The organism is Amycolatopsis sp. lyj-108, from assembly GCF_046549005.1.
Lineage (GTDB): Bacteria > Actinomycetota > Actinomycetes > Mycobacteriales > Pseudonocardiaceae > Amycolatopsis.
The window spans coordinates 130,021-152,692 of record NZ_JAJPWQ010000012.1; the positions used below are offsets into that span (position 1 = coordinate 130,021).

Sequence of the window (22,672 nt, forward strand, 5' to 3'; positions counted from 1 at the left end):
TGTCCCCCTGGAGGCCCCGGTGAAGACCTTGAGAGCGCGACTGAGCCGCGCCGTCGTCGGGGTGACGCTGCTCGCCGGCGTCACCACCGCAGCCGCCCCCGTCGCCGACGCGGCCACCCCGCCGCTGCAGGCGATCGTCCCGGTCCCGGTCTCGGCCCGAGCGGTCACCGGATCCGACCACGCCCTGACCGCGAACACCAAGATCTACACCCAGGCCGGCTCGGCGCAGGCCAAAGCCGTCGGCGAGTACCTCGCCGGAGTCTTCCGCACCTCCACCGGCTTCCCCCTGCCCGTCTCCGACGCGCCGTCGGGCACACCCACCGACGGCATCTCGCTCCTGCTGTCCGGCGCCGACGCCCGCGTCGGCGACCAGGGCTACCAACTGAACTCGACATCCACTTCGGTCGTCCTCCGCGCGACGACGGCACAAGGCCTCTTCGGCGGCGTACAGACACTGCGGCAGTTGCTGCCCGGCAAGATCGAAAGCTCCACGGTGCAGCAAGGCCCCTGGACGATCCCGGGCGCCGACATCCTGGACTACCCGCGCTTCGGCTACCGCGGCGCGATGCTCGACGTCGCCCGGCACTTCCACCCGGTCGCCACGGTCAAGCGGTACATCGACCAGCTGGCGCAGTACAAGATCAACAATCTGCACCTGCACCTGGCCGACGACCAGGGCTGGCGCATCCAGATCGACAGCTGGCCGCGGCTGGCCACCTACGGCGGCAGCACCCAGGTCGGCGGCGGCGCCGGTGGCTACTACACCAAGGCCCAGTACACGGAGATCGTGAACTACGCGGCTTCGCGGTTCATCACGGTCATCCCGGAGATCGACATGCCCGGGCACACCAACGCCGCCCTGGCGTCGTACGCCGAACTGAACTGCAACAACACCGCTCCCCCGCTGCGCACCGACACCGCCGTGGGCTACAGCTCGCTCTGCATCTCGAAGGAGATCACCTACACCTTCGTCAACGACGTCATCCGGGAGATCGCCGCACTGACCCCCGGGCCGTACTTCCACCTCGGTGGCGACGAAGCCCAGGCCACCAGCGACGCGGACTACCGCACGTTCATGAACCGGGTACTACCGATGGTGGCGGCCGCGGGCAAACAGGTCGTCGGCTGGCACGAGATCGGCAAGGCCACCCTGCCCGCCACGGCGACCCCGCAGTTCTGGGGCACGACGACCTCCAGCACGGAGGTGTCGAACGCCGTCGCCCGCGGCAGCAAGGTGATCCTGTCACCGGCGAACAAGGCGTACCTGGACATGAAGTACAACTCCAGCACGCCGATCGGGCTCTCGTGGGCGGGCTACATCGAGGTCCAGGACGCCTACAACTGGAACCCGGGCGCCTACCTCTCCGGTGTCCCCGAATCCGCCGTCCGCGGCGTCGAATCCCCGCTGTGGACCGAAACCGTGGTGACCCCGGCGAACATCGACTACCTCGCCTTCCCGCGGCTCCCCGCGCACGCCGAACTCGGCTGGTCTCCGTGGTCGACCCACGACTGGAACGCCTTCCAGGTACGCCTCGGCGCACAGGCTCCGCGCTGGCAGGCACAGGGAATCGGCTACTACGCGTCGAGCCAGGTGCCGTGGGAAACGGGATCCGGCAACCCGGGCACCTGTTCGCTCCCGGCGTGGGACCGCGCTTCCGTGTACACCGGCGGGGCCACCGTCTCCCACAACGGCCACAAATGGACGGCACAGTGGTGGACGCAGGGCGAAGAACCCGGCGCGGGCGGCCAATGGGGCGTCTGGCGCGACAACGGAGCCTGCTGAGCCCCTCCGCTCGCCCGCTCGGCCCCGTGTACCGGCCGAGCGGGCTACGGTGGATCCATGGCCGCTGATCTCGAACTCGTCCGCTCTCTTTCCTTGCGCGAAAACGGACTCGCGACCGTCTCGACGGTCCGCGCGGACGGCACCGTGCACTCGTCGGTGGTGAACGCCGGGGTGATCGAAGACCCGGTCACGAAAGCGCCGGGGGTCGGTTTCGTCGCGGTGGGCGGGGCGAAGAAACTCGACCTCTTCCGCCGGGCGGGCCACGCCACGATCACCTTCCGCCGCGGCTGGGAATGGGCGGCGGTCCAGGGCACCGTCCACCTCATCGGCCCGGACGACCCGGACCCGGACTTCGATCCGAGCGGGCTCCCCGGGCTGCTGCGCGAGGTGTTCACCTCGGCGACGGGCACCCACGACGACTGGGACGAGTACGACCGCGTGATGGCCGCCGAACGCCGCGTCGCCGTCTTCGTCACGGCGAACCGCATCAGCGGGAACCGCTGACACGAAAAAGGCCGCCCGGATCGTGATCCGGGCGGCCCTTTCGTCTGCCGTTACTGCTTCTTCTTGCCTGAGTCCTCTGTGGACAGCGCGGCGACGAAGGCTTCCTGCGGGACCTCGACCCGGCCGACGGTCTTCATCCGCTTCTTGCCTTCCTTCTGCTTTTCCAGCAGCTTGCGCTTACGCGAGATGTCACCGCCGTAGCACTTCGCGAGCACGTCCTTGCGGATCGCGCGAATGGTCTCGCGGGCGATGATGCGGGCGCCGATGGCGGCCTGGATCGGCACCTCGAAGTTCTGCCGCGGGATCAGCTCGCGAAGCCGGTTCACCATGCGGTTGCCGTAGTTGTAGGCGTCGTCCTTGTGCACGATCGCGGAGAACGCGTCGACGCCCTCGCCCTGGAGCAGGATGTCCACCTTGACCAGATCCGCCGCCTGCGCGCCGGCCTCTTCGTAGTCCAGCGACGCGTATCCGCGCGTCCGCGACTTCAGCGTGTCGAAGAAGTCGAAGATGATCTCGCCCAGCGGCAGGTTGTACCGCAGTTCGACCCGGTCCTCGGACAGGTAGTCCATGCCGAGCAGCACGCCGCGCTTGTTCTGGCACAGCTCCATGATCGTGCCGATGAACTCCGACGGCGCCAGGATGCTCACCTTGCTGACCGGCTCGAGCACCTTGTCGATCTTGTTCCCGGTCGGCCAGTCCGACGGGTTGGTGACGTGGATCTCCTTGCCGTCGTCCAGCACCACGTCGTAGACCACGTTCGGTGCGGTGGAGATCAGGTCGAGGCCGAACTCGCGCTCCAGCCGATCGCGGGTGATCTCCAGGTGCAGCAGGCCGAGGAATCCGCAGCGGAAGCCGAAGCCGAGCGCCACCGACGTCTCGGGCTCGTAGTCCAGCGCGGCGTCGTTGAGCTGGAGCTTGTCCAAGGCCTCGCGCAGGTCCGGGTAGTCCGAACCGTCCACCGGGTACAGGCCGGAGTAGACCATCGGCTTCGGCTCGCGGTAACCGGCGAGCGGCTCCTTCGCGCCCTGGCGCTCGGAGGTGACGGTGTCACCGACCTTCGACTGCCGGACGTCCTTCACCCCGGTGATGAGATAGCCCACCTCGCCGACGCCCAGCCCCTTGCTGGGCTTGGGCTCCGGCGAGATGATCCCGACCTCGAGGAGTTCGTGGGTGGCGCCGGTCGACATCATCTTGATCCGCTCGCGCGGCGTGATCTTGCCGTCGACGACCCTGATGTAGGTCACGACGCCCCGGTAGGTGTCGTACACCGAGTCGAAGATCATCGCCCGTGCCGGAGCGTCGGCGTCACCCTCCGGCGCGGGCACCTGCTTCACCACCGCGTCGAGCAGGTCGCCGACGCCGACACCGGTCTTGGCCGACACACGCAGCACGTCCGAGGGCTCGCAGCCGATGATGTGCGCGAGCTCGGCGGCGTACTTGTCCGGATCCGCCGACGGCAGGTCGATCTTGTTGAGCACCGGGATGATCTGGAGGTTGTTCTCCAGCGCGAGGTACAGGTTGGCGAGCGTCTGCGCCTCGATCCCCTGCGCGGCGTCGACCAGCAGGACGGCGCCTTCACACGCCTCGAGCGCGCGGGAGACCTCGTAGGTGAAGTCGACGTGGCCCGGCGTGTCGATCATGTGCAGGACGTGGTCCTGCCCGTCGACCTTCCAGGGCAGGCGCACGTTCTGCGCCTTGATGGTGATCCCGCGTTCCCGCTCGATGTCCATTCGATCGAGGTACTGAGCCCGCATGGCCCGTTCCTCGACCACGCCGGTGAGCTGCAGCATCCGGTCGGCCAGGGTCGACTTGCCGTGGTCGATGTGCGCGATGATGCAGAAGTTCCGGATGAGCTCCGGGGGCGTGAAGGTCGTGTCGGCGAACGTCGTCAACGGGTTTCCTCGCGAAGGTCGGGGTGTGCCACCTCTATGGTCCCATGCCGCTCCGGGTGCGAGTGGGGGTCATCCCCGATGCGGCCCGTGGTGAGCTGTGGTGCCCTCGAAGTATGAGTACTTCACTGTCCCAAATGCTCGATCGCACGTTCGGCCATCCCAGGGGACTGCTCGGCCGGTTCGGCGGCCTGGCGATGGCGCACGGCAACGCCGCCACCGAACTTCGCATCGTCGAACTGGCGTCGATCGAGTCCGGCGAAACCGCGCTGGTCGTGGGCCCCGGCCCGGGAGTCGGCCTCCAGGCCGCGGCCGAACGCGCGGACCGTGCGGTCGGCGTCGACCCCTCCCCGGAGATGCTCGCCCGCTCCCGCCGCCGCTGCGGCGACAAGGTCGAGCTACGGCGCGGCTCCGCGGACTCCACCGGTGAGCCCGACGAGAGCGTCGACGTGATCCTGAGCGTCAACAACGTGCAGCTGTGGGAAGACCGGGCGGCCGGTTTCGCCGAGCTGTTCCGCGTGCTGCGGCCCGGCGGCAGGCTGCTGCTGTCTTCGCACGAGAAGTGGCTGCCGGTGTCCCGGCACGAGCTGGCCGACGAAGCGGCCGCCGCCGGCTTCACCGACCTGCAGACCTGGACCTGGGACCCGCCGGGCTTCGGCGCCTCACTCGCCGCTCAGCTGCGCGCGATCAAGCCACGGCCCTAACGCGGGTCGGTGCGCAACGGATGCTCACGCGGCACCTCGACCAGCACGATCCTGGTGCCGTCCGGGTCGGCGATCCACGCTTCGTCCAGGCCCCAGGGTTCACGACGCGCCCCGCGGACCGGTTCCAAACCCTTCGCCGCGAGCTCCGCGAGCGCCGCGGGCAGATCCCGGACCTGGAGCCACAAGGCGACGTCAGGGGTCGGGCCGGTCTTCCCGGTACCGACGATCTCGATCGACCCGTTCCCGGCGAAGAACACCGTCCCGCCGGGGAACTCCTTGTCGATCGCCAAGCCCAGGGTGTCCCGATAGAACGCCGTCGACACCTCGAGGTCCTTCGGGTGGATCAGCACCCTGCTGCTCAGCACGTCCATGACCCCATCCCTACCGGATGGGTTCAGGCCATCGCAATCGCGGTGATCCCCGCCAGCACCACCACCGACCCGGCCAGCCTGCGGACGGCGTTCGCCTCCCCCAGGACCAACCAGGCGGCGACGCCGCCCAGGACGATGCTCAGCTCCCGCGCGGGTGCGACGAGGCTCACCGGGGCCATCTGGAGGGCGTAGAGGACCAGCAGGTAGGCGACCGGTGAGAGCAGGCCGACGATGAGGATTTCGCGCTTGTGCTCGCGCCACAGCCAAGCGACCTCCTCGCGGTCCTTCAGCGCGTACGGCGCCATGAGCAGGCTCTGCACGATCGCACCGGTTCCGAAATAGATGATCGGCGGGACACCGAGTCCGGTGACCGAATGCGCGTCCCACAGTGTGTAGGCGGCGATCGTGACCCCGGTCAGCAGTCCGTAGGCCACGCCTTTGCGGCGGGCGACGCGATCGGCGGCGTCGGCGTGCGCCGGTGCGCGCCCGGTGCCGATGACCAGCACCCCGGCGATCACGAGGAACGCGCCGATCAGTCCGAGCACCCCTGGCCGCTCACCGAGCAGCACGACGGCCGCGAGCACCGAGAGCAGCGGCCCGGTACCGCGGGCCACGGGATAGACGACGGACAGATCGCCGACGGCGTAACCCCGTTGGAGGACGATCCCGTAGGTGACGTGGAACACCGCCGTGACCACGGCGGCGAACAGCCAGGTCCACTGTGGACGTTGCGGCTCCACCGCCAGTGAGACCGCCATGACGGGCACGAGAAGGATCGCGGAGAAACTGTAGTAAGCCCAGACGAACCGGGCTCCGCCACGGCGGATCCGCTTGGCTGCCAGATTCCAGCCCGCGTGGATGACTGCGGCGATGACGACCAAGGACAGAGCGGTGGCGTTCACGGCGGACCTTCCCGTTTTCCGCGCATGCGGAAAACACCGGTCCTCCAGGCTTTTGTCCCGTCAGATGAACGGCGGCGCTTCCGGCCCCGCCGATGGTGCCGCTCGGACCTGTCCCCTCTGCCCTGATTGTGTGTTTCGCTGAACGGGCAGGCGGCGGAACCCTAGGCACTACGATCTTCACCGTACCGCAATCACCCCTCCCCAGGCGGCCGTGAGCGGCCCCGGAGCGGCTGTTAAGCTTGCCTCTCACCGTCGTGTGGCATTCCGTCATGGAGGAAACCCGCGCCGCTCTCACGAGCATGCAGGGCCGGTCACAGCGCGGCGGCGAAAACCACCGAGAGATTCAAGAGGAGCGCCCCCGTGGCCAACATCAAGTCGCAGATCAAGCGCATCACCACCAACGAGAAGGCGCGTCAGCGCAACCAGGCGATCCGGTCCTCGGTGAAGACCGCGATCCGCAAGTTCCGCGAGGCCGCCGACGCCGGCGACAAGGCCAAGGCCCTGGAGCTGCAGAAGGACGCGGCCAAGAAGCTGGACAAGGCTGTGACCAAGGGCGTTCTCCACGCCAACCAGGCCGCCAACAAGAAGTCCGCGCTCGCGAAGCGCGCGAACTCTCTCTGATCGGCTTTCGAAGGGCCCCTGCGACTCGCGTCGCTGGGGCCCTTCGCCATGTTCAGCGGCTTGTACCGTGGGCGTCGACGACCTCGAGCACGGCGCGTTCCAACGCGTACTCCGGGTTGGCCGCGACCCCCTTGACCTCGGCGTTGAGCCGGGCGACCACCCGCATCGCGGTGGCGAGACCGTCCTGACCCCAGCCACGGGCCTGCCCCTGCGCCTTGCGCACCTTCCACGGCGGCATCCCCAGCTCGCCCGCCATCTGGTTCGGGTTCCCGCGACCGGCGCCGGACACCCGCGCGATCGTGCGGACCGCGTCGGCGAGAGCGTCGGCGACCAGCACGTGCGGCACGCCCAGTTGCATCGCCCAGCGCAGCGATTCGAGCGCCGCGGCCTTGTCGCCGGCGACGGCCTTTTCGGCGACGGCGAATCCGTTCACGTCCGCGCGGCCCCGGTGGTAGCGGCGGACCGCCTGCTCGTCGACCGTTCCGCCCGCGTCCGCGACGAGCTGGGTCGCGGCCGACGACAACTCACGCAGATCCGAGCCGACCGTGTCGATCAGCGCGAGCACGGCCGCACCGTCGATCTTCCCGCCGACCCTGCGGACCTCGTTGCGGACAAAGGACTCCCGCTCAGCGGCCTTGGTCAGCTTCGGGCATTCGACGACCTCCGCCCCAGCCTTCTTCAAGGCGGCGGGGAGCGCCTTCGCGGCCTTGCTCCGACCGCCTCCGCTGTGCACGACGACGAGCACGATGCCGTCGGCGGGCGCCTTGACGTAGGCCATCACCCCGTCGGCGAGCTCCTGCGAAATGTCCTGCGCCGATTCGAGGACGATCACTCTTCCTTCGGCGAACAGCGAAGGGCTGACCATCTCCGCGAGCGCCGGGACTGTGAGGTCCGACACCCGGATCCGGGAGAGATCCGCCGTCGGATCGGCGGCTTTGGCCGCATCCGAAGCGCCGCGGATCGCGCGTTCGATCAGCAGCTCTTCCTCACCGAGAACCAGGACCAGCGGCGATGGGGCGGAAGCTTGCGTCGTCACGGTGACGATCCTGCCACTCGTCCTCTCGTGTGCTTTGTCCGGTGATGTGTTCCGGGCACGGTGGCCCCACCTGAGGCTCATGTCGTACGGTGTTGGCGAGGCGACGCGATGACACGCGTGCCGACAATCGAATACCGCTCATCCAGAGGGGCAGAGGGAACGGCCCGACGAAGCCCCGGCAACCGGCGTCAGCCTGTCATTCCGCGATCGCGGGATAGCTGACGAACACGGTGCCAATTCCGGCCCGCCACGGCGGGGCAGATGAGGAAAGGACCTCGCGATGACCGCAACCCTCGGCACGACCTCCACCACCAAGACCCCGGATCTCGGACCGGCCGTCGAACTGGTGTCGAAGGAAGAGGGACACCGGCAGCCGCTCGCCCCCGAATTCGTTTCCGCCGAGGACTTCTCGCCGCTCGAAGTCGCCTACGACTTCGGCCGCGTGCGCCGCGAGGACATCGAAGCCGGACCGAAGAACATCTGGCGCTACAAGAAACTCCTTCCCGTTCCGTCGAACGTCGAAGAAATCCCCAACACCGAACCCGGCGCCACCCGGCTCATCCAGGCCGACAGGCTCGCGAAAGCCTTGGGTGTCAAGAAGGTCTGGGTCAAGGACGACACCGGCAACCCGACGCACTCGTTCAAGGACCGCGTGGTCGCCGTCGCGCTGGCCGCCGCCCGCGAATTCGGCTTCGACGTGCTCGCCTGTCCGTCGACCGGCAACCTGGCCAACGCTGTCGCCGCCGCGGCGGCCCGCGCCGGCTGGCGGTCGGTCGTGCTGATCCCGAAGACCCTCGAGCGCGCGAAGATCCTCACCACCGCCGTGTACGACGGCGACCTGATCGCGGTCGACGGCAACTACGACGACGTGAACCGGCTCGCCACCCAGCTCGCCGCCGAGCAGGAGAGCTGGGCGTTCGTCAACGTGAACGTCCGGCCCTACTACTCCGAAGGCTCCAAGACGCTGGCCTTCGAGGTCGCCGAACAGCTCGGCTGGCGGCTCCCCTCCCAGATCGTGGTGCCGATCGCCTCCGGTTCCCAGCTCACCAAGGTGGACAAGGGTTTCCGCGAGTTCGGGCAGCTCGGCCTCGTCGACGAGACGCCGTACAAGGTGTTCGGCGCGCAGGCCACCGGCTGCTCCCCCGTCTCGGCGGCCTTCCGCGCGGGCCACGACGTCGTCCAGCCGGTCAAGCCGGACACGATCGCCCGGTCGCTCGCGATCGGTAACCCGGCCGACGGCCCCTACGTCCTCGACGTGGTCAACCGCACCGGCGGCGCGATCGAAGACGTCACCGACGAAGAGGTCGTCGAGGGCATCCGGCTGCTCGCCCGCACCGAGGGCGTCTTCACCGAGACCGCCGGTGGGGTCACCGTCGCGACGGCCAAGAAGCTCATCGAGACCGGCAAGCTCAACCCGGACGAGGAGATCGTCCTGCTGATCACCGGTGACGGCCTCAAGACCCTCGACGCCGTTGAGGGCAAGATCGGCCCGAAGGCCACCGTCAGCGCCTCGGCCGACGCGGTCCGCGAAGCACTCGGCATCTGAGTCCCCCGCCCGGCCCGCCTCAAGAACGAGGCGGGCCGCGGGGCTCACCCCGGCGCAGCAAGGCAAGTCCTCGCGCGTCGGCGACGACCGCGGTGTCGCCGTCCGTATCCGTTCTGGCGATCGACGCGCCGACCGCGGCCAGATTGTCCAAAGTGGACTTGTTCGGATGGCCGTAGGTGTTTCCGGCTCCGACGCTCACCAACGCCACCCTCGGTGCGACGGCGTTGAGGAAATCCGGTGCCGTGTAACGGCTTCCGTGATGCGGGACCTTCAGGATCTCGGCTTGCAGATCGGCACCCTCGGCCATCAGGTCGGTCTGCGCGGCGAGTTCGACGTCGCCCGTCAGCAGTAGCCTGCCCGCCGGGGTCCCGGCGCGCAGGACGACCGAACCGTTGTTGATCACCGTGCCGTCCTGTTCGAGGACCGATCGCCGGGTGACATACCGCGGCCCCAGTACGTCCAGCGACAGGCCCGGCCAGTCCAGCCGCTGCCCGATCCCCAGCTCCAGCAAGGGAATCCCGCGGCGCGCGGTCTCGTCCGCGACCTGCTGCCACGCCCAGGCGGGAGCCCGGCCCGGGCCGACGGCGACCGCACCGACCGACCGGCCCTCGAAGACGGATTCGAGGCCGCCGATGTGGTCGGCGTGCAGATGACTCAGCACGATCAACGGAACGCGATCCACGCCCAGCCTGCTCAGGCATTCGTCGACCGGCCCCGGTTCCGGCCCGGTGTCGACCAGGACCGCTCTGCCCGGCTCGCCCGTGGCGAGGGCCACGGCATCTCCTTGTCCGACGTCGCAGGCGACGGCACTCCACGACGCCGGTGGCCACGCCGGTGCCAGCACCCGCACGGGCACGAAGACGAGCAGACCGGCGGCCAGCACGACCGCCAGCAAGATCCTGGCGTGACGCAGCCGGACGACGACGAGCACCACGACGAGCAGACCGGCCGCCAACAGTCCACCCCACCAGCCATCCGGCCAGTCCACGACCGCACCCGGCGCCCGGGCGCCGTGGCGGGCCACGGTGATGAGCCAGCTCGCCTCGGGTTCGGTCAGGCGGACCAACAGCCTGCCCGCCGACGGCCACCACGGTCCGACGACGGTGGCGAGCACGCCGAACACGGTGGCCGGGGCGACCACCGGCGCGGCGAGCACGTTGGTCACCACCGAGACGAGACTGACCGATCCCGCCATGCCCGCGATGACCGGCGTCGTCACCACGAACGCGGCAAGCGGGATGGTCAGCCCCTCGGCGTAGCCCGCCGGAACTCCGCGTCCGACCAGCCACTCGGCCCACCTCGGTGCCAGCAGGACGAGCCCGGCCGTTGCCAGCACCGAAAGCGCGAACCCGAAGTCCGCGGCCATGGCCGGATCGGCCACGACGAGCCCGGCGACCGCGAACGCCAGCGCGGGAAGCGCCGAACCCCTGCGCCCCAAGGCCAGCGCCAGCAGCCCGACCGCCCCCATCACCCCGGCGCGGAGCACGCTGGGCGCGGGCCCGGCGAGGACCACGAACCCGGCGAGCCCCGCGGCGGCCGCGGCGGCGGACGTCCGCGGCCCGACCCGGAGCACCCTCAGCAGGAGAAGGATCGAGCCGCAGACGATCGCCACGTTCCCACCGCTCACGGCCATCAGGTGGGACATGCCGGAGTCCGTGAACTCGCGTTCGACCCTCGGGGACAGTGTGCTCGTGTCCCCCACGACCAGTCCTGGCACCAGACCGGCCTGCTCCTCCGGGAGGACGGCGCACAGCTCCCGGAGCCCGGTGCGCAGCGATTCCGCGGCTCGCTGCCACCAGGGCGCCGGTCCGAGGGCCGACGGCGGACCTCGCACCGAGAGGACCGCGACCGTGAGCTCGGCCCCCTTCGCCGGTGCGAGCCGCCCGGAGGCGGTGACCTGCTGCCCGGGCAGCAGGTCCGTCCACCCCTCGGCGGGAGCGAGCAGGAGGATCCGGCCGGCCGAATCCACCGCCCGCTCACCCGTCACCACGGTGTCCACCGTCGCGGCGATGACCACCAGGCGGGTGCCTGCCCGGCGATCGGCGTATCCGGCACCGCGGACCGGACGTGGCCGCTCGGTGACCACCACCCTCGTGGTGACTTCGCTCCCCCGTGCGGCGGCGGCACGGAGGTCGTCGTGCTCGGCGGCCCGGATCCGCAGCGCCACCGGACCGGCGGTGAGCACGCCGAGGACCGCGAGCGCGCCGAGGCCAACCACCCACCGGGACGCCGTCCGGTGGGCACGGACACCGGCGGTGATCGCGAGCACCACGGCGGCCACACCGCAGAGCATCGTGATCCACCAGCCGCCCAGCAGCCCGGAAAGAGTGCCGAGCCAGGCCGTCGCCGCGGCCGGTACCAGCCGCAGGTCCTGCCCTCGCCACGACGCGGTGTCCACTTCGGACGGATCGGCGGACGGGTTCATCCGACGGACACCAATTCCCGGACCTTCTTGAATTTAGATTCGCCGATCCCTTCTACTTCACGGAGTTGCTCGACACTGGTGAACCCGCCATGCCCGGACCGCCAGTCGACGATGCGTTTCGCCATCACCTCGCCGACCCCGGGCAGGGTGTCGAGTTGCTCGGCCGTGGCCGTGTTCAGGTCGAGCTTCCCCACCGGTGCCGCCGTTCCGGCCGCGGCCGGAGCGGCGACGCCGACGGCCACCTGCTCGCCATCGGTGAGCCGCCTGGCCAGGTTCACCCCGGTCAGATCCGTTCCGGGCTGTGGCCCACCGGCCGCCGTGAGGGCATCGGCGACCCGTGCGCCCGGAGGGATCGTGACCAGGCCGGGTTTGAGCACCCGGCCGACGACGCTGACCACCAGAGGCGCCTTGGCCGCCGCGGCGGGGGCGTCTCCGGCGGCCTTCGCCGACGGCAGGGGCGGCGCGGTCTCCGCCCCTGGCCGGTGTCCGAACAAGGCGATCGCGCCGGTCACGATCACGGCCACCGCGATCAGCACGGCCACCACGGCGAACCACCGCCTGCTCACCGGGATCCCGTCCGCCGTGAACCGGGCGGGCACCCAGCGGCGGGCGAGCCTGCCCACGGGCGGGCCCTGGCTGGGCGACGACAGCTGCGCGGTCAGCCACGCCAGCCTGGCGTTGACGGAGGGACCCGGTGGACGGGCGGTTTGGTCGAACACGTGAACGACGCTACGGAGCGGGGATGGCGGGCGGCAGTGGCAAATCCCGGGGCTGTGGACAAGTGGGGTGTTGTGGACAACTCGGCCCCTGCCGAGGCCGGATCACCGGTTTCCGTCGGTGCCGTATGGGAAGCTGGCGGATTGCCCTAACCCGCGCGCTGGATCACGACACCGAGCACACCGGGGCCGGTGTGGGCCCCGATGACCGCGCCGATCTCCGAAACCACGCACCCCTCCGGGCAGCTGATGGACTCCTCCAGCCGGTTGGCCAATTCGACGGCGCGTTCCGGGGAAGCCAGGTGATGGACGGCGATGTCGGCGAGCCCGCCTTCGGCCGCCTTCACGGCGAGCTCGACCAGGCGAGCCACGGCGCGATTCATCGTCCGCACCTTCTCCAGCGGCTGGATCCTGCCTTCGGACATGTGGAGCACCGGTTTCACCGCGAGCGCGGTGCCGAGCAGGGCGGCGGCCGGGCCGATCCGCCCGCCGCGGCGCAGGTATTCGAGGGTCTCGACGGCGAACAGGGTTTCCGAGCGGCTCACCGCGTCGACCGCCGCGGCCTCCACTTCGGCCGGATCCGCCCCGTCCGCGGCGGCGCTCGCCGCTCGCAAGGCGGCGAAGCCGAGCCCCATCGCGGTGCTGCGTGAATCGACCACCCGCACCTTGTCCGGCCCGACCTCCTGGGCGGCAAGCACCGCCGCCTCCCAGGTCCCGGACAACTCCCGGGACAGATGGACCGACACGACTGCGTCCGCGCCCTCGGCAAGCGCCGCCCGGAACTCCTTGACGAACTCGGCGGGCGTTGGTCGGGACGTCGTCACCAGACTGCGTTTGCCAAGCGCCTCGGCCAGGGCCGCGGGGCCCATTTCGACGCCGTCGAGGAAGACGACACCGTCCACGAGGACGTGCAGCGGGACCACCCGGATCCCGTTCCGTTCGGCGAAGCCTTCCGGCAGGTGGGCGGTGGAATCCGTGACTACGGCGACCGACACGGCAGCCAGCCTACGTTGCCGAGGGGCGGAGCACCGGGGCCATCAGGCGGGCCATTTCCGCGCCGACGGCGGCATGTCCTTCCCAGCCCCAGTGCATGCCGTCCGGATTGCCCCGGCCGCTCAGCACGTGTTCGCCGACGACGGCTTCGAGATCCAGCAGCGGGACATCCGCGCGACGGCCCCAGTCGGCGAGGGCGGCGGCGGCGCCGGCGCGGGCGGTGTGGACGCGGCCGTACGAGTCGGATCGATGCACGGAGGGCAGCATGCCGAAGATCGGCAGTTCCGGTCGCAGCGCGCGCAGGGCTCCGACAGCGGTGTCGAGATACTGGACGGTGAGCTTCGACGGCAAGACCACCGGACGGCCTCGGAGGGCGATCGCGAGCCGGGGCTGAGCGGCCAGGTACGCCTTCCGCACCACGCGTCGCAGCGGGTCGGGCCGCAGATAGCGGAGACCGGTGCGCAGGTAGGTGGGCAGCGGCGAGGGCAGGGTGTCCATGCTCCCGATGGCCAGCACGACGGCGTCGACGTGATGGAGATCGGCCCAGACACGCGGGTCACCGATCAACGACCACCAGGCGTCACGGGCATTCCAGCCGAACCCGGCGACGAGGTCCGCGGCGCCACCGAGCGCTTCGGCGGCGATGTTGGGCCACAGACGCGCGTCGTCGGCGGCGTGCGGACCGTCCGGGCCGTGGAAGCTGAGGGAATCGCCGAACACCAGCAGGTGCGGGGCCATGGGTCAGCCGGTGATGCCCGCGTTGTAGGCGGCCAGCCGCCAGTTGCCGTCGCGCCGGGTCAGCTCGACCCAGTGACAGTTCGCGATGCCGCCCAGCGTCGGCCAGGAGGTGACCGGGAGACCGAGCAGTTTCGCGGTCAGCGCGATGATCAGACCACCGTGCGTGGCGAGCAGCACGGCGTCGCCGGCGTCGGAATTGGGCTGGTCCAGGTCCGCGACGACCTCCATCGCGCGTTCGGCGACGTCCACTCGCGACTCGCCCCCGGGCGGGGCCCACGTCGCGTCGACGCGCCAGCGTGCGCGTTCACCCGGGTACGACTCGTCGACCTGCTGGCCGGTGAAGCCCTGCCATTCACCCAGATGGGTTTCCCGAAGACGCTTGTCGATCCGCAGCGGGACGCCGATGGCCTCCGTGAGCACGGTGGCCGTGTCGGTCGCGCGGCGCAGATCCGAGGCGATCACCAGATCCGGCGAGAACCGGGCGAGCGCGGGCACGGCGAACCTGGCCTGGTTCCAGCCGACCGGCGTCAACGCGGAGTCCAGATGCCCCTGCATCCGGCCCGCCGCGTTGTAATCGGTCTCGCCGTGGCGCCAGAGCACCAGCCGCCGCGGGCTCATGGGGCGCCTTGCGCGTCGGCGGGGTCCTCCTCGGCTGGGTCCTGATGATCCGGCACTGCCAGACCGGCGACCTCGATCCGCGGGCAGTCCTTCCAGAGCCGCTCCAGGCCGTAGAAGGAGCGTTCCTCCTGGTGCTGGACGTGGATGACGACGTCGACGTAGTCCAGCAGGACCCAACGGCCCTCGCGGGCGCCTTCACGGCGGACGGGCTTGTGCCCGCCGAGCCGCAGCTGCTCCTCGACGTTGTCGACGATGGCGCCGACCTGGCGTTCGTTGGGCGCGGACGCGATGACGAAGGCGTCGGTGATCACCAGCTGGTCGGACACGTCCAGCACGACCACGTCGCTCGCCTTCTTGTCCGCCGCCGCATGGGCGGCCGCTACGGCCAGCTCTCGTGCCTCGGACGTGGCTGTCACAGTTCTCCTCAAACAGATGGCTTTACTCGCGGGTGCGCCCGACGAGGGTACCCGGTGGGGAACCCAGGTCTTTCCGATAGAGGTCCTTTTTGGCGATGTAGCGCACCACACCGTCGGGGACGAGGTACCAGACGGGCTCCCCGGCCTCGACCCGCTCGCGGCACGCGGTGGACGAGATCGCCATCGCGGTCACCTCGACGAGGCTCACCTTTCCGCTCGGCAGATGCTGCGAATTGAGCCGGTAGCCGGGCCTGGTGACGCCGATGAAATGCGCCAGGTCGAACAGCTCGTCGGCGTTGCGCCAGGTGAGGATCTGTTCGAGCGCGTCCGCGCCGGTGATGAAGAACAGCTGGTCGTCGGGATACTCCGCGCGCAGGTCGCGCAGGGTGTCGACGGTGTAGGTCTGCCCGACGCGGTCGATGTCGACGCGGCTGACCGAGAACACGGGGTTGGACGCCGTCGCGATCACGGTCATCAGGTAGCGGTCCTCGGCCCGGGTGACCACTCTGTCGGACTTCTGCCACGGTTGACCGGTGGGCACGAAGATGACCTCGTCGAGCGCGAACCGGGACTGGACTTCGCTGGCCGCGACGAGGTGCCCGTGGTGAATGGGGTCGAACGTGCCGCCCATGACCCCGATCCTGCGTGGTGACATGGCTCGTGAGCCTATACAGCGCGCACGGCTTCACGCGCGGGTCGCCGGACCCACCGACCGGTGGTGATCTAGGTCACATTACAGTCCGTTCCATGGATGAACGGTCCGTTCACGACATGCCGATCGCGACTTCGTCGGTGGCATGGGGTAGAGGTGGGGACGTGGACACATCGACTCTCCGGGACCGCGCCGAGACCCTCCTCCAGTCGTTGGCGGGCGACGGCGCCCGCCTGCGTGACGACCAGTGGACGGCCATCGAAGCGCTGGTCGCGCACAGCCGTCGCGCGCTCGTCGTGCAGCGCACCGGCTGGGGGAAGTCCGCGGTGTACTTCCTGGCCACCGCGTTGCTGCGGGAACGCGGCAACGGCCCGACCGTGATCATCTCGCCGCTGCTCGCGCTGATGCGCAACCAGATCTCCGCGGCGGCGAGAGCCGGTATCCGCGCGGTGACGATGAACTCCGCGAACCCTCAGGAGTGGGATCAGGTCCAGGCCGCGATCGCGGCGGGCGAGGTCGACGTCCTCCTCGTCAGCCCGGAACGGCTCAACAACCCGGACTTCCGCGACACCGTTCTGCCGAAGCTGACCGCGACGGCCGGCCTCCTCGTGGTCGACGAGGCGCACTGCATCTCGGACTGGGGCCACGACTTCCGGCCGGACTACCGGCGGCTGCGGACACTGCTGAAGGATCTGCCCGACGGCGTCCCGGTGCTCGCCACCACCGCGACCGCGAACGACCGCGTGGCGACCGACGTCGCAGAGCAGCTCGGCATCGGCAACGGGGGCGACACCCTCGTCCTGCGCGGCAGCCTGGACCGCGAAAGCCTGCATCTGTCGGTGGCCAAGCTGCCGACGTCGCAGGCCCGGCTCGCCTGGCTGGCCGAACACCTGGCGGAACTGCCGGGATCCGGGATCATCTACACGCTCACCGTCGCGGCCGCGCACGATGTGGCTGGCCTGCTGACCGAGCGCGGCTATCCGGTCGCCGCCTACACCGGGAAGACCGACCCGGCGGACCGGCAAGCGGCCGAAGACGATCTGCTGAACAACAACGTCAAGGCACTGGTGGCCACTTCGGCGCTGGGCATGGGTTTCGACAAGCCGGACCTGGGCTTCGTCGTCCATCTCGGCGCACCGTCCTCCCCCATCGCGTACTACCAGCAGGTCGGCCGTGCCGGTCGTGGCGTCGATCGCGCCGAAGTGATCCTGCTGCCGGGCCACGAGGACAAGGACATCTGGGCGTACTTCGGTTCGCTGGCGTTCCCGGACGAACTTCGGGTGACCCAGGTGCTCAACGCGCTGGCGTACGCGGACCGTCCACTGTCGACACCGGCGCTCGAACCGTTCGTCGAGCTCTCCCGCTCCCGGCTGGAGATGGTCCTGAAGGTGCTCGACGTCGACGGCGCCGTGCGCCGGGTCAAGGGCGGCTGGGAAGGCACCGGCGAAGAGTGGCGCTACGACAAGGAACGCTATGCGCGGGTGAGCGCGGCGCGGACCAACGAACAGAACGCCATGCTGGCGTACCTGGAGACCACCGGCTGCCGGATGGAATTCCTGCGCAAGCAGCTCGACGATCCCGAAGCCACTCCCTGCGGACGTTGTGACAACTGCACCGGAAAGCATTGGGACACCACTATTTCCGACGACGTCGTCGACGCCACCCGGCAACGGCTCCGCCGTCCGGGGGTCGAGGTCGCGCCGCGGAAGATGTGGCCGACCGGGATGGCCGGGCTGGACGTCCCGCTTTCCGGACGGCTGCCGGCAGGCGAGCAGGCCGAGACCGGCCAGGTCGTCGGCCGGGTCACCGACGTCGGCTGGGGCACACGGCTGCGCGAACTCGTCGGCCCGGCCGCGGCGGACGCCGAACTCCCCGATCCGGTGTTCCAGGCCTGTATCGAGGTACTCAAGGGCTGGCAGTGGACGGAACGTCCGGTCGCGGTGGTGGAGGTGCCCTCCGCCACGCGGCCCCAGCTGGTGCACGGTCTCGCGATGAAGCTGGCCTCGATCGGACGGCTGGACTATCTGGGCGCCATCGCCTCGGCGGGGCCGCCTCCGCGGCAGGCGAACAGCGCGCAACGGCTGGCCGACCTGTGGAAACGCCTCAGCCTTCCCGACGAACTCGCCGCCGAGGTCGCCGCGGCCGAGGGCCCGATCCTGCTGGTCGACGACCTCATCGACACCGGGTGGACGATGACGTTGTCCGCGCGTCTGCTCCGCCAGGCCGGAGCCCGTGCGGTGCTGCCGTTCGCCCTCGCCAGCACTTCGTGACCGAGGAGCCCGATCCCGGCATTCGACAGGTTCTTTCCCGCGCGGGAACTTTCTGGCAAGGTTCCGTCCACGCGCGAGTACGGAGGTGCCGATGGCGGATGCGACGACGGAGCGGCTAGAGCATCGGCTGCCGGTGAAGAAACTGTTCGCCGCCAGTGTCGGGAACGCGCTGGAATGGTTCGACTGGACCATCTACGCGACCTTCAGCATCTACTTCGCCAGCGAGTTCTTCCCCAAGGGCAACGAAGCCCTCGCGTTGATCAACACCTTCGCCACGTACGCGCTGGCGTTCTTCTTCCGGCCGCTCGGCGGGATGTTGCTCGGCCGCTTCGCCGATGTCAGAGGCCGGAAGCCCGCGATGATCCTGACCATCGTGCTGATGGCGGGCGGTTCGGTGGCGATCGGCCTGCTGCCGACGTTCGACCAGGTCGGCTGGCTGGCCCCGATCCTGTTGCTGCTGGCGAGGGTGGCGCAGGGATTGTCGCTCGGCGGCGAGGTCTCCAATGCTTCGGCGTACCTGGGTGAGATCGCCCCGCCCACCCGACGCGGGCGGTACTCCGCCTTCTTCTACATCTCGACCGGTTCCGCCGTCCTGCTCGCCTCGATCCTCGGGTTCGTACTCGCGCGGACGATGTCCAAGGCGGATCTGACCGCGTACGGCTGGCGGATCCCGTTCCTGCTCGGCGGTGTTCTCGGCATCATCGGCCTGTGGCTCCGGCGTAGTCTCGCCGAGACCGAGATCTTCGAGGCGAAGAAGTCGACGGCGCGCCGGGTCGAACGGCCCCTGCGCACCACTCTTCGCGAGCACCCTCGGGCCGTCGTGCAGCTCGTCGGTTTCTCGATGCTCTCGACCCTTTGCTACTACACGTTCTTCAGCGCCCTGACCTCGTTCGCGGTCAAGACCCGCAAGGCCGACGACGTCGACGTGTTCCTCGCTTTGTCGATCGCGACGGCGTTGTTCGTCGCGCTTCAATACCCGATGGGCGCGTTGTCGGACCGCTTCGGCCGGAAACCACAGCTGCTCTTCTGGTCGGCGGCGACCGCGATCCTCATCGTCCCACTGTCCACTTTGGTCCGGCCGGGGCTGCCGGGGCTGTTGGTCGTGTTCTGCGTCGGGCTCTGCCTGTACACGGCGATGACGTCCATCGCGCCCGCGATCATGAGCGAACTGTTCCCCACCGAACTACGCGGGCTGGGCATCGGCGCCTGGTACAACCTGACCGTCGCGCTGTTCGGCGGCACCGCTCCCCTGGTGCTCACCGCGCTGTCCGACGCCGGGTTGTCGACGTTGTTCTTCTGGTACGTGGCCGTCGGAGCGGCGATCGCGTTCTTCGTCATCCGGACCCTGCCGGAGACCAAGGGCAGCGACCTGCGCTGAAAACTCCGTCGCAGACAACGTGACGAGGTGGCTACCCTCGCGCTCCTATGACGAGCGCGAAGGAGGGCACCGTGTTGTTCGGCGATGTGAGCGAGGAATTGGCGCGACGCGTGGTGGAAGCCCTCCGTCACGTCACCGATATCGAGCCACCGTCCGCACTGGTGCGGGTCTCCTCGCAGAGCGGGGTCGACTATCAGTGCGATCTGGCGATGAGTCTGGGCAAACGGCTCGGCAAGCCGCCGAGGGAGATCGCCGCCGACATCGCGGCACGGCTCGACGTCGCCGATATCGCCGAGCCGCCGGAGGTCGCGGGGCCGGGCTTTCTCAACTTCACGCTGCGCTCGTCCTGGCTGGCAGAGCGGACGACTGCGCTCAACGGTGACCAACGGCTGGGCGTCGCGGTGACGCCGCGACCGCGGCGGATCGCCATCGACTACAGCAGCCCGAACGTGGCGAAGGAAATGCACGCCGGGCATCTGCGGTCGAGCGTCATCGGTGACGCCATCACGCGGCTGTCGCGGTTCGCCGGGCACGAAGTGATCCCGCACAACCATCTCGGCGATTGGGGCACTCCGTTCGGCATGCTGATCGAGCACCTGCTCGACGAACGTCCGTCAGGTCCTTACACGATCGGAGATCTCAACGGCTTCTATCGGGCCGCCCGGTCGAAGTTCGAAACCGACGAGGACTTCGCGACCCGGTCACGGGAACGTGTGGTGCTGCTTCAAGGCGGCGACGACGAGACCTTGTCGCTGTGGCGGCGTCTGGTCGACGAGTCGACCCGGCATTTCAGCCAGGTCTACGAACTCCTCGGGATCGGCCTGTCGAGCGAGGACATCTACGGCGAGAGCTTCTACGACCCGTTTCTCGCCGCGGTCGTGGACGATCTGACCACCGCCGGGTTGACCGAGATCAGCGATGGCGCCGTCTGCGTCTTTCCCGACGGTTTCCGCAACCGGGAAGGCGAGCCGCTGCCGCTCATCGTGCGGAAGCGGGACGGCGGTTACGGCTATGCCGCCACCGACCTCGCGACCCTGCGCTACTGGACGGAACAACGCGGTGTCACCGATCTGCTCTACGTCGTCGGAACGCCGCAAGCACAGCACTTCGCGATGGTGTTCGCCGTCTGCCGGGCCGCCGGCTGGCTCCGTGAGGAACATCGGGCCGAGCACATCGGGTTCGGCTCGGTGCTTGGCGAGGACGGCCGTGCCATGAAGACCCGCGCGGGTGAATCGGTCCGTCTTTTCGATCTGCTCACCGAGGCGGTTTCCCATGCCGCCGAGGTGATCGAGGGCCGAGGCGACCTCTCCCCCGAGGTCCGGGAAGAGGTCGCCAGGGCGGTCGGGATCGGCGCGCTCAAGTACGCGGATCTTTCCGGCGATCGCGAGCGTGACTACGTCTTCTCCTGGGAACGCATGCTCTCCAAGAACGGGAACACGTCGGTCTACCTGCAGTACGCCAATGCACGGATCCGTTCCGTGCTGGCGAGGGCGGATCAGGACCTCACCGGAGTGCGGATCCTGCTCGGCCATCCCGCGGAACGGGCACTGGCGCTCGCCCTTATCCGCTTCCCCGAGGCGGTCGGCGCGGCGACCGCCGGGCATCTCCCCCACAAGCTGTGCACCTACCTGTACGAAACCGCCGTCGTGTTCTCGCGGTTCTACGAACTGTGCCCGGTTCTGGACGCGGAAGGTGATGGCGTCCGCGACTCTCGTCTGCTGCTGGCCGAACTCACGTCGAAGACCTTGACGCTGGGTTTGTCCCTGCTGGGCATCTCCACCCCTGCCCGGCTATGAGTCGCCGTGGTCGCTGAAGACCTTGCGCTTCAACGGAGGGACTGCCTGGAAGAAGCGGAACATCCCTCGCGCCATCGTGCGGCCCGCCCGGTTCTCCGAAACGAACTGACGGGCACTGCGTTCCGAGTCGCGCACCGCCGCGAAGCCGTAGTCGCGCATTCGCCGCTCGTAGTCGGCGATCGCGGGAAGCAGCGCGCCGGTCTTCCTCGCTTCGATGAGGTTGCGGCACAACAGCTGCGCGTCCCGGAGCGCGGTGTTCGCGCCGATGCCGCGGAACGGGGTCATGCTGTGGATCGCGTCGCCGAGCAAGGTGACGTTGCTCGTCGGCCATGGCTCGACGGGCTTCGAGGTGAAGATCGGCAGCCGGGACACGGTCCCTCCGGGCGAGCCGGCGACCAGTTCCTTCAACGCGGGATCCCAGCCGTCGATCAGGTCCAGCACCAAGGCCCGCAGCGCTTCACCGTCCAATGAGGACAGATTCGCGGGATAACGCCCGTTGTCCGCCGCGAACGCCCACATGATGTAGCTCGCGGTGTTGTCGAACAGGACGGGGTCGTGGTCGGCGGTCTCGTCGTTGACCGACGAAGCGTCGGTCAGCTCGTGCGGCGCACTGAACAGTCCCGCGCCGGTTCGCGGCATCACCATGCTCGGGCCGTCGGTGAGCCGGGAAGGCAAACGCTTGCGGGTCTCGTCGTTCAGCGGATGCTTGCCCGCGATGGCGACGATCCCGGTGTCCACCCGGCCGGCTTCGGGCAGGAGCTGTCCGCGAACCCTGGAGTTGGCCCCGTCGGCGCCGATGACCAGGTCGGCCTCGCCCGTGCTGCCGTCGGCGAACTCGCAGACGACCACCTCGCCCTCGCGACGGTAGCCGACGAACTCCTTGCCGTGGTGCAGAACTCCGTCGAGCCCGTCGGACAGCACCTGGTGCAGGCTGATCCGGCTGACCGAATGGTGGTTCGACGCGGGATCGGGGCTCGACGTGAGTTCGCTGTCGATCACCATCAGCTCCCGCAACCGCTCGGTCACGAAGGTGAACGGACCGCTCGTGGTGCCGACGGTGGCCAGGAACCGTTCCCAGAGTTCGGGCGGCAGGCATTCGTGCAGTGCGGCCGAGCCGTGCGGGTTGATGTGCACGCGATAGCCCTGCAGGCGTTCGGTCCGGGTGCGGCTGCGCTCGTGGACGGACACGTCGATTCCCGCCTTGCGCAGCCCGTGCGCCAGGCAGAGCCCGCCCGTTCCGCCGCCGATGATCGCGATTCTCGTGGCCATGGGTTCTCCTCTCTCCGCCGTCCACTATCAACCAGACGGATAATT

Annotated in this window: 20 protein-coding genes and 1 riboswitch; of the genes, 8 read left to right on the plus strand and 12 right to left on the minus strand. The window is 69.2% G+C overall.

Features of this window, described 5'->3' with window-relative positions:
* Positions 1-19 precede the first annotated feature (19 nt).
* On the plus strand, positions 20-1,783 hold the full coding sequence (locus tag ACLJO0_RS34690) for a family 20 glycosylhydrolase (protein ID WP_410583280.1): 1,764 nt from the start codon (positions 20-22) through the stop codon (positions 1,781-1,783).
* A 57-nt stretch (positions 1,784-1,840) separates the two neighbouring features.
* Complete coding sequence (locus ACLJO0_RS34695; protein WP_410583282.1) at positions 1,841-2,287, plus strand: pyridoxamine 5'-phosphate oxidase; 447 nt, start codon at positions 1,841-1,843, stop codon at positions 2,285-2,287.
* Positions 2,288-2,337: 50 nt separating this feature from the next.
* On the opposite strand, the gene lepA is transcribed toward ACLJO0_RS34695, so the two are convergent.
* Positions 2,338-4,179: a translation elongation factor 4 gene (lepA, locus tag ACLJO0_RS34700; protein WP_125785909.1), complete on the minus strand. Its 1,842-nt coding sequence runs from the start codon at positions 4,177-4,179 to the stop codon at positions 2,338-2,340.
* 113 nt (positions 4,180-4,292) lie between these two features.
* Between lepA and ACLJO0_RS34705 the strand changes: the two genes are divergently transcribed.
* On the plus strand, positions 4,293-4,880 hold the full coding sequence (locus ACLJO0_RS34705) for a class I SAM-dependent methyltransferase (RefSeq protein WP_410583284.1): 588 nt from the start codon (positions 4,293-4,295) through the stop codon (positions 4,878-4,880).
* Here ACLJO0_RS34705 and ACLJO0_RS34710 read toward each other — a convergent pair.
* Complete coding sequence (locus tag ACLJO0_RS34710; protein ID WP_396563040.1) at positions 4,877-5,251, minus strand: VOC family protein; 375 nt, start codon at positions 5,249-5,251, stop codon at positions 4,877-4,879. The genes ACLJO0_RS34705 and ACLJO0_RS34710 overlap by 4 nt on opposite strands.
* A 23-nt stretch (positions 5,252-5,274) precedes the next feature.
* A complete protein-coding gene (locus ACLJO0_RS34715; RefSeq protein ID WP_410583285.1) occupies positions 5,275-6,153 on the minus strand; it encodes an EamA family transporter in 879 nt (292 codons plus the stop codon).
* A 360-nt stretch (positions 6,154-6,513) separates the two neighbouring features.
* Here ACLJO0_RS34715 and rpsT point away from each other — a divergent pair, with 360 nt between their 5' ends.
* Positions 6,514-6,774, plus strand: a complete 261-nt coding sequence (gene rpsT, locus ACLJO0_RS34720) for a 30S ribosomal protein S20 (protein ID WP_007034798.1) — start codon at positions 6,514-6,516, stop codon at positions 6,772-6,774.
* Positions 6,775-6,826: 52 nt separating this feature from the next.
* Here the strand turns inward: rpsT and holA are convergent, their stop codons facing one another.
* Complete coding sequence (gene holA / locus ACLJO0_RS34725; protein ID WP_125793169.1) at positions 6,827-7,810, minus strand: DNA polymerase III subunit delta; 984 nt, start codon at positions 7,808-7,810, stop codon at positions 6,827-6,829.
* Positions 7,811-7,945: 135 nt separating this feature from the next.
* Positions 7,946-8,078: riboswitch (SAM riboswitch) on the plus strand.
* Positions 8,079-8,090: 12 nt separating this feature from the next.
* Between holA and thrC the strand changes: the two genes are divergently transcribed.
* Complete coding sequence (gene thrC, locus ACLJO0_RS34730; protein WP_125785914.1) at positions 8,091-9,356, plus strand: threonine synthase; 1,266 nt, start codon at positions 8,091-8,093, stop codon at positions 9,354-9,356.
* Positions 9,357-9,375: 19 nt separating this feature from the next.
* On the opposite strand, the gene ACLJO0_RS34735 is transcribed toward thrC, so the two are convergent.
* From ACLJO0_RS34735 to nadD, 7 genes are all read right to left on the minus strand, one after another.
* Positions 9,376-11,781, minus strand: a complete 2,406-nt coding sequence (locus ACLJO0_RS34735) for a ComEC/Rec2 family competence protein (protein ID WP_410583287.1) — start codon at positions 11,779-11,781, stop codon at positions 9,376-9,378.
* Complete coding sequence (locus ACLJO0_RS34740) at positions 11,778-12,500, minus strand: helix-hairpin-helix domain-containing protein (protein WP_410583289.1); 723 nt, start codon at positions 12,498-12,500, stop codon at positions 11,778-11,780. Before ACLJO0_RS34740 ends, ACLJO0_RS34735 begins: the two co-directional genes overlap by 4 nt.
* A 146-nt stretch (positions 12,501-12,646) precedes the next feature.
* On the minus strand, positions 12,647-13,492 hold the full coding sequence (locus tag ACLJO0_RS34745; protein ID WP_410583291.1) for a DegV family protein: 846 nt from the start codon (positions 13,490-13,492) through the stop codon (positions 12,647-12,649).
* A 10-nt stretch (positions 13,493-13,502) separates the two neighbouring features.
* A complete protein-coding gene (gene octT, locus ACLJO0_RS34750; protein ID WP_410583292.1) occupies positions 13,503-14,228 on the minus strand; it encodes a diglucosylglycerate octanoyltransferase in 726 nt (241 codons plus the stop codon).
* 3 nt (positions 14,229-14,231) lie between these two features.
* On the minus strand, positions 14,232-14,846 hold the full coding sequence (locus tag ACLJO0_RS34755) for a histidine phosphatase family protein (RefSeq protein WP_396563138.1): 615 nt from the start codon (positions 14,844-14,846) through the stop codon (positions 14,232-14,234).
* Positions 14,843-15,262, minus strand: coding sequence for a ribosome silencing factor (gene rsfS, locus ACLJO0_RS34760; protein WP_125785920.1), 420 nt, complete (start codon positions 15,260-15,262; stop codon positions 14,843-14,845). Before rsfS ends, ACLJO0_RS34755 begins: the two co-directional genes overlap by 4 nt.
* Before the next feature lie 22 nt (positions 15,263-15,284).
* The gene (gene nadD / locus ACLJO0_RS34765; protein WP_410583294.1) at positions 15,285-15,917 is read right to left on the minus strand and encodes a nicotinate-nucleotide adenylyltransferase; all 633 of its coding nucleotides are present in this window, start codon (positions 15,915-15,917) and stop codon (positions 15,285-15,287) included.
* A 161-nt stretch (positions 15,918-16,078) separates the two neighbouring features.
* Between nadD and ACLJO0_RS34770 the strand changes: the two genes are divergently transcribed.
* From ACLJO0_RS34770 to argS, 3 genes are all read left to right on the plus strand, one after another.
* Entirely contained in the window at positions 16,079-18,184 is a 2,106-nt protein-coding gene (locus ACLJO0_RS34770; RefSeq protein WP_410583296.1) for a RecQ family ATP-dependent DNA helicase, read from the plus strand.
* A gap of 91 nt (positions 18,185-18,275) precedes the next feature.
* Entirely contained in the window at positions 18,276-19,562 is a 1,287-nt protein-coding gene (locus ACLJO0_RS34775; protein WP_410583298.1) for an MFS transporter, read from the plus strand.
* A gap of 47 nt (positions 19,563-19,609) precedes the next feature.
* A complete protein-coding gene (gene argS, locus ACLJO0_RS34780; RefSeq protein WP_410583299.1) occupies positions 19,610-21,358 on the plus strand; it encodes an arginine--tRNA ligase in 1,749 nt (582 codons plus the stop codon).
* On the opposite strand, the gene ACLJO0_RS34785 is transcribed toward argS, so the two are convergent.
* A complete protein-coding gene (locus tag ACLJO0_RS34785) occupies positions 21,353-22,627 on the minus strand; it encodes an FAD-dependent oxidoreductase (RefSeq protein ID WP_410583301.1) in 1,275 nt (424 codons plus the stop codon). The genes argS and ACLJO0_RS34785 overlap by 6 nt on opposite strands.
* Positions 22,628-22,672: the final 45 nt, after the last annotated feature.

What these genes read in the sequence shown, in the direction of transcription:
- ACLJO0_RS34695 (WP_410583282.1), top strand. Translation starts at nt 1,841, where the DNA reads ATGGCCGCTGATCTCGAACTCGTCCGCTCTCTTTCCTTGCGCGAAAAC.
- ACLJO0_RS34705 (WP_410583284.1), top strand. Translation starts at nt 4,293, where the DNA reads ATGAGTACTTCACTGTCCCAAATGCTCGATCGCACGTTCGGCCATCCC.
- ACLJO0_RS34710 (WP_396563040.1), bottom strand. Translation starts at nt 5,251, where the DNA reads ATGGACGTGCTGAGCAGCAGGGTGCTGATCCACCCGAAGGACCTCGAG.
- thrC (WP_125785914.1), top strand. Translation starts at nt 8,091, where the DNA reads ATGACCGCAACCCTCGGCACGACCTCCACCACCAAGACCCCGGATCTC.
- ACLJO0_RS34735 (WP_410583287.1), bottom strand. Translation starts at nt 11,781, where the DNA reads ATGAACCCGTCCGCCGATCCGTCCGAAGTGGACACCGCGTCGTGGCGA.
- octT (WP_410583292.1), bottom strand. Translation starts at nt 14,228, where the DNA reads ATGGCCCCGCACCTGCTGGTGTTCGGCGATTCCCTCAGCTTCCACGGC.
- ACLJO0_RS34755 (WP_396563138.1), bottom strand. Translation starts at nt 14,846, where the DNA reads ATGAGCCCGCGGCGGCTGGTGCTCTGGCGCCACGGCGAGACCGATTAC.
- nadD (WP_410583294.1), bottom strand. Translation starts at nt 15,917, where the DNA reads ATGTCACCACGCAGGATCGGGGTCATGGGCGGCACGTTCGACCCCATT.
- ACLJO0_RS34775 (WP_410583298.1), top strand. Translation starts at nt 18,276, where the DNA reads ATGGCGGATGCGACGACGGAGCGGCTAGAGCATCGGCTGCCGGTGAAG.
- argS (WP_410583299.1), top strand. Translation starts at nt 19,610, where the DNA reads ATGACGAGCGCGAAGGAGGGCACCGTGTTGTTCGGCGATGTGAGCGAG.
- ACLJO0_RS34785 (WP_410583301.1), bottom strand. Translation starts at nt 22,627, where the DNA reads ATGGCCACGAGAATCGCGATCATCGGCGGCGGAACGGGCGGGCTCTGC.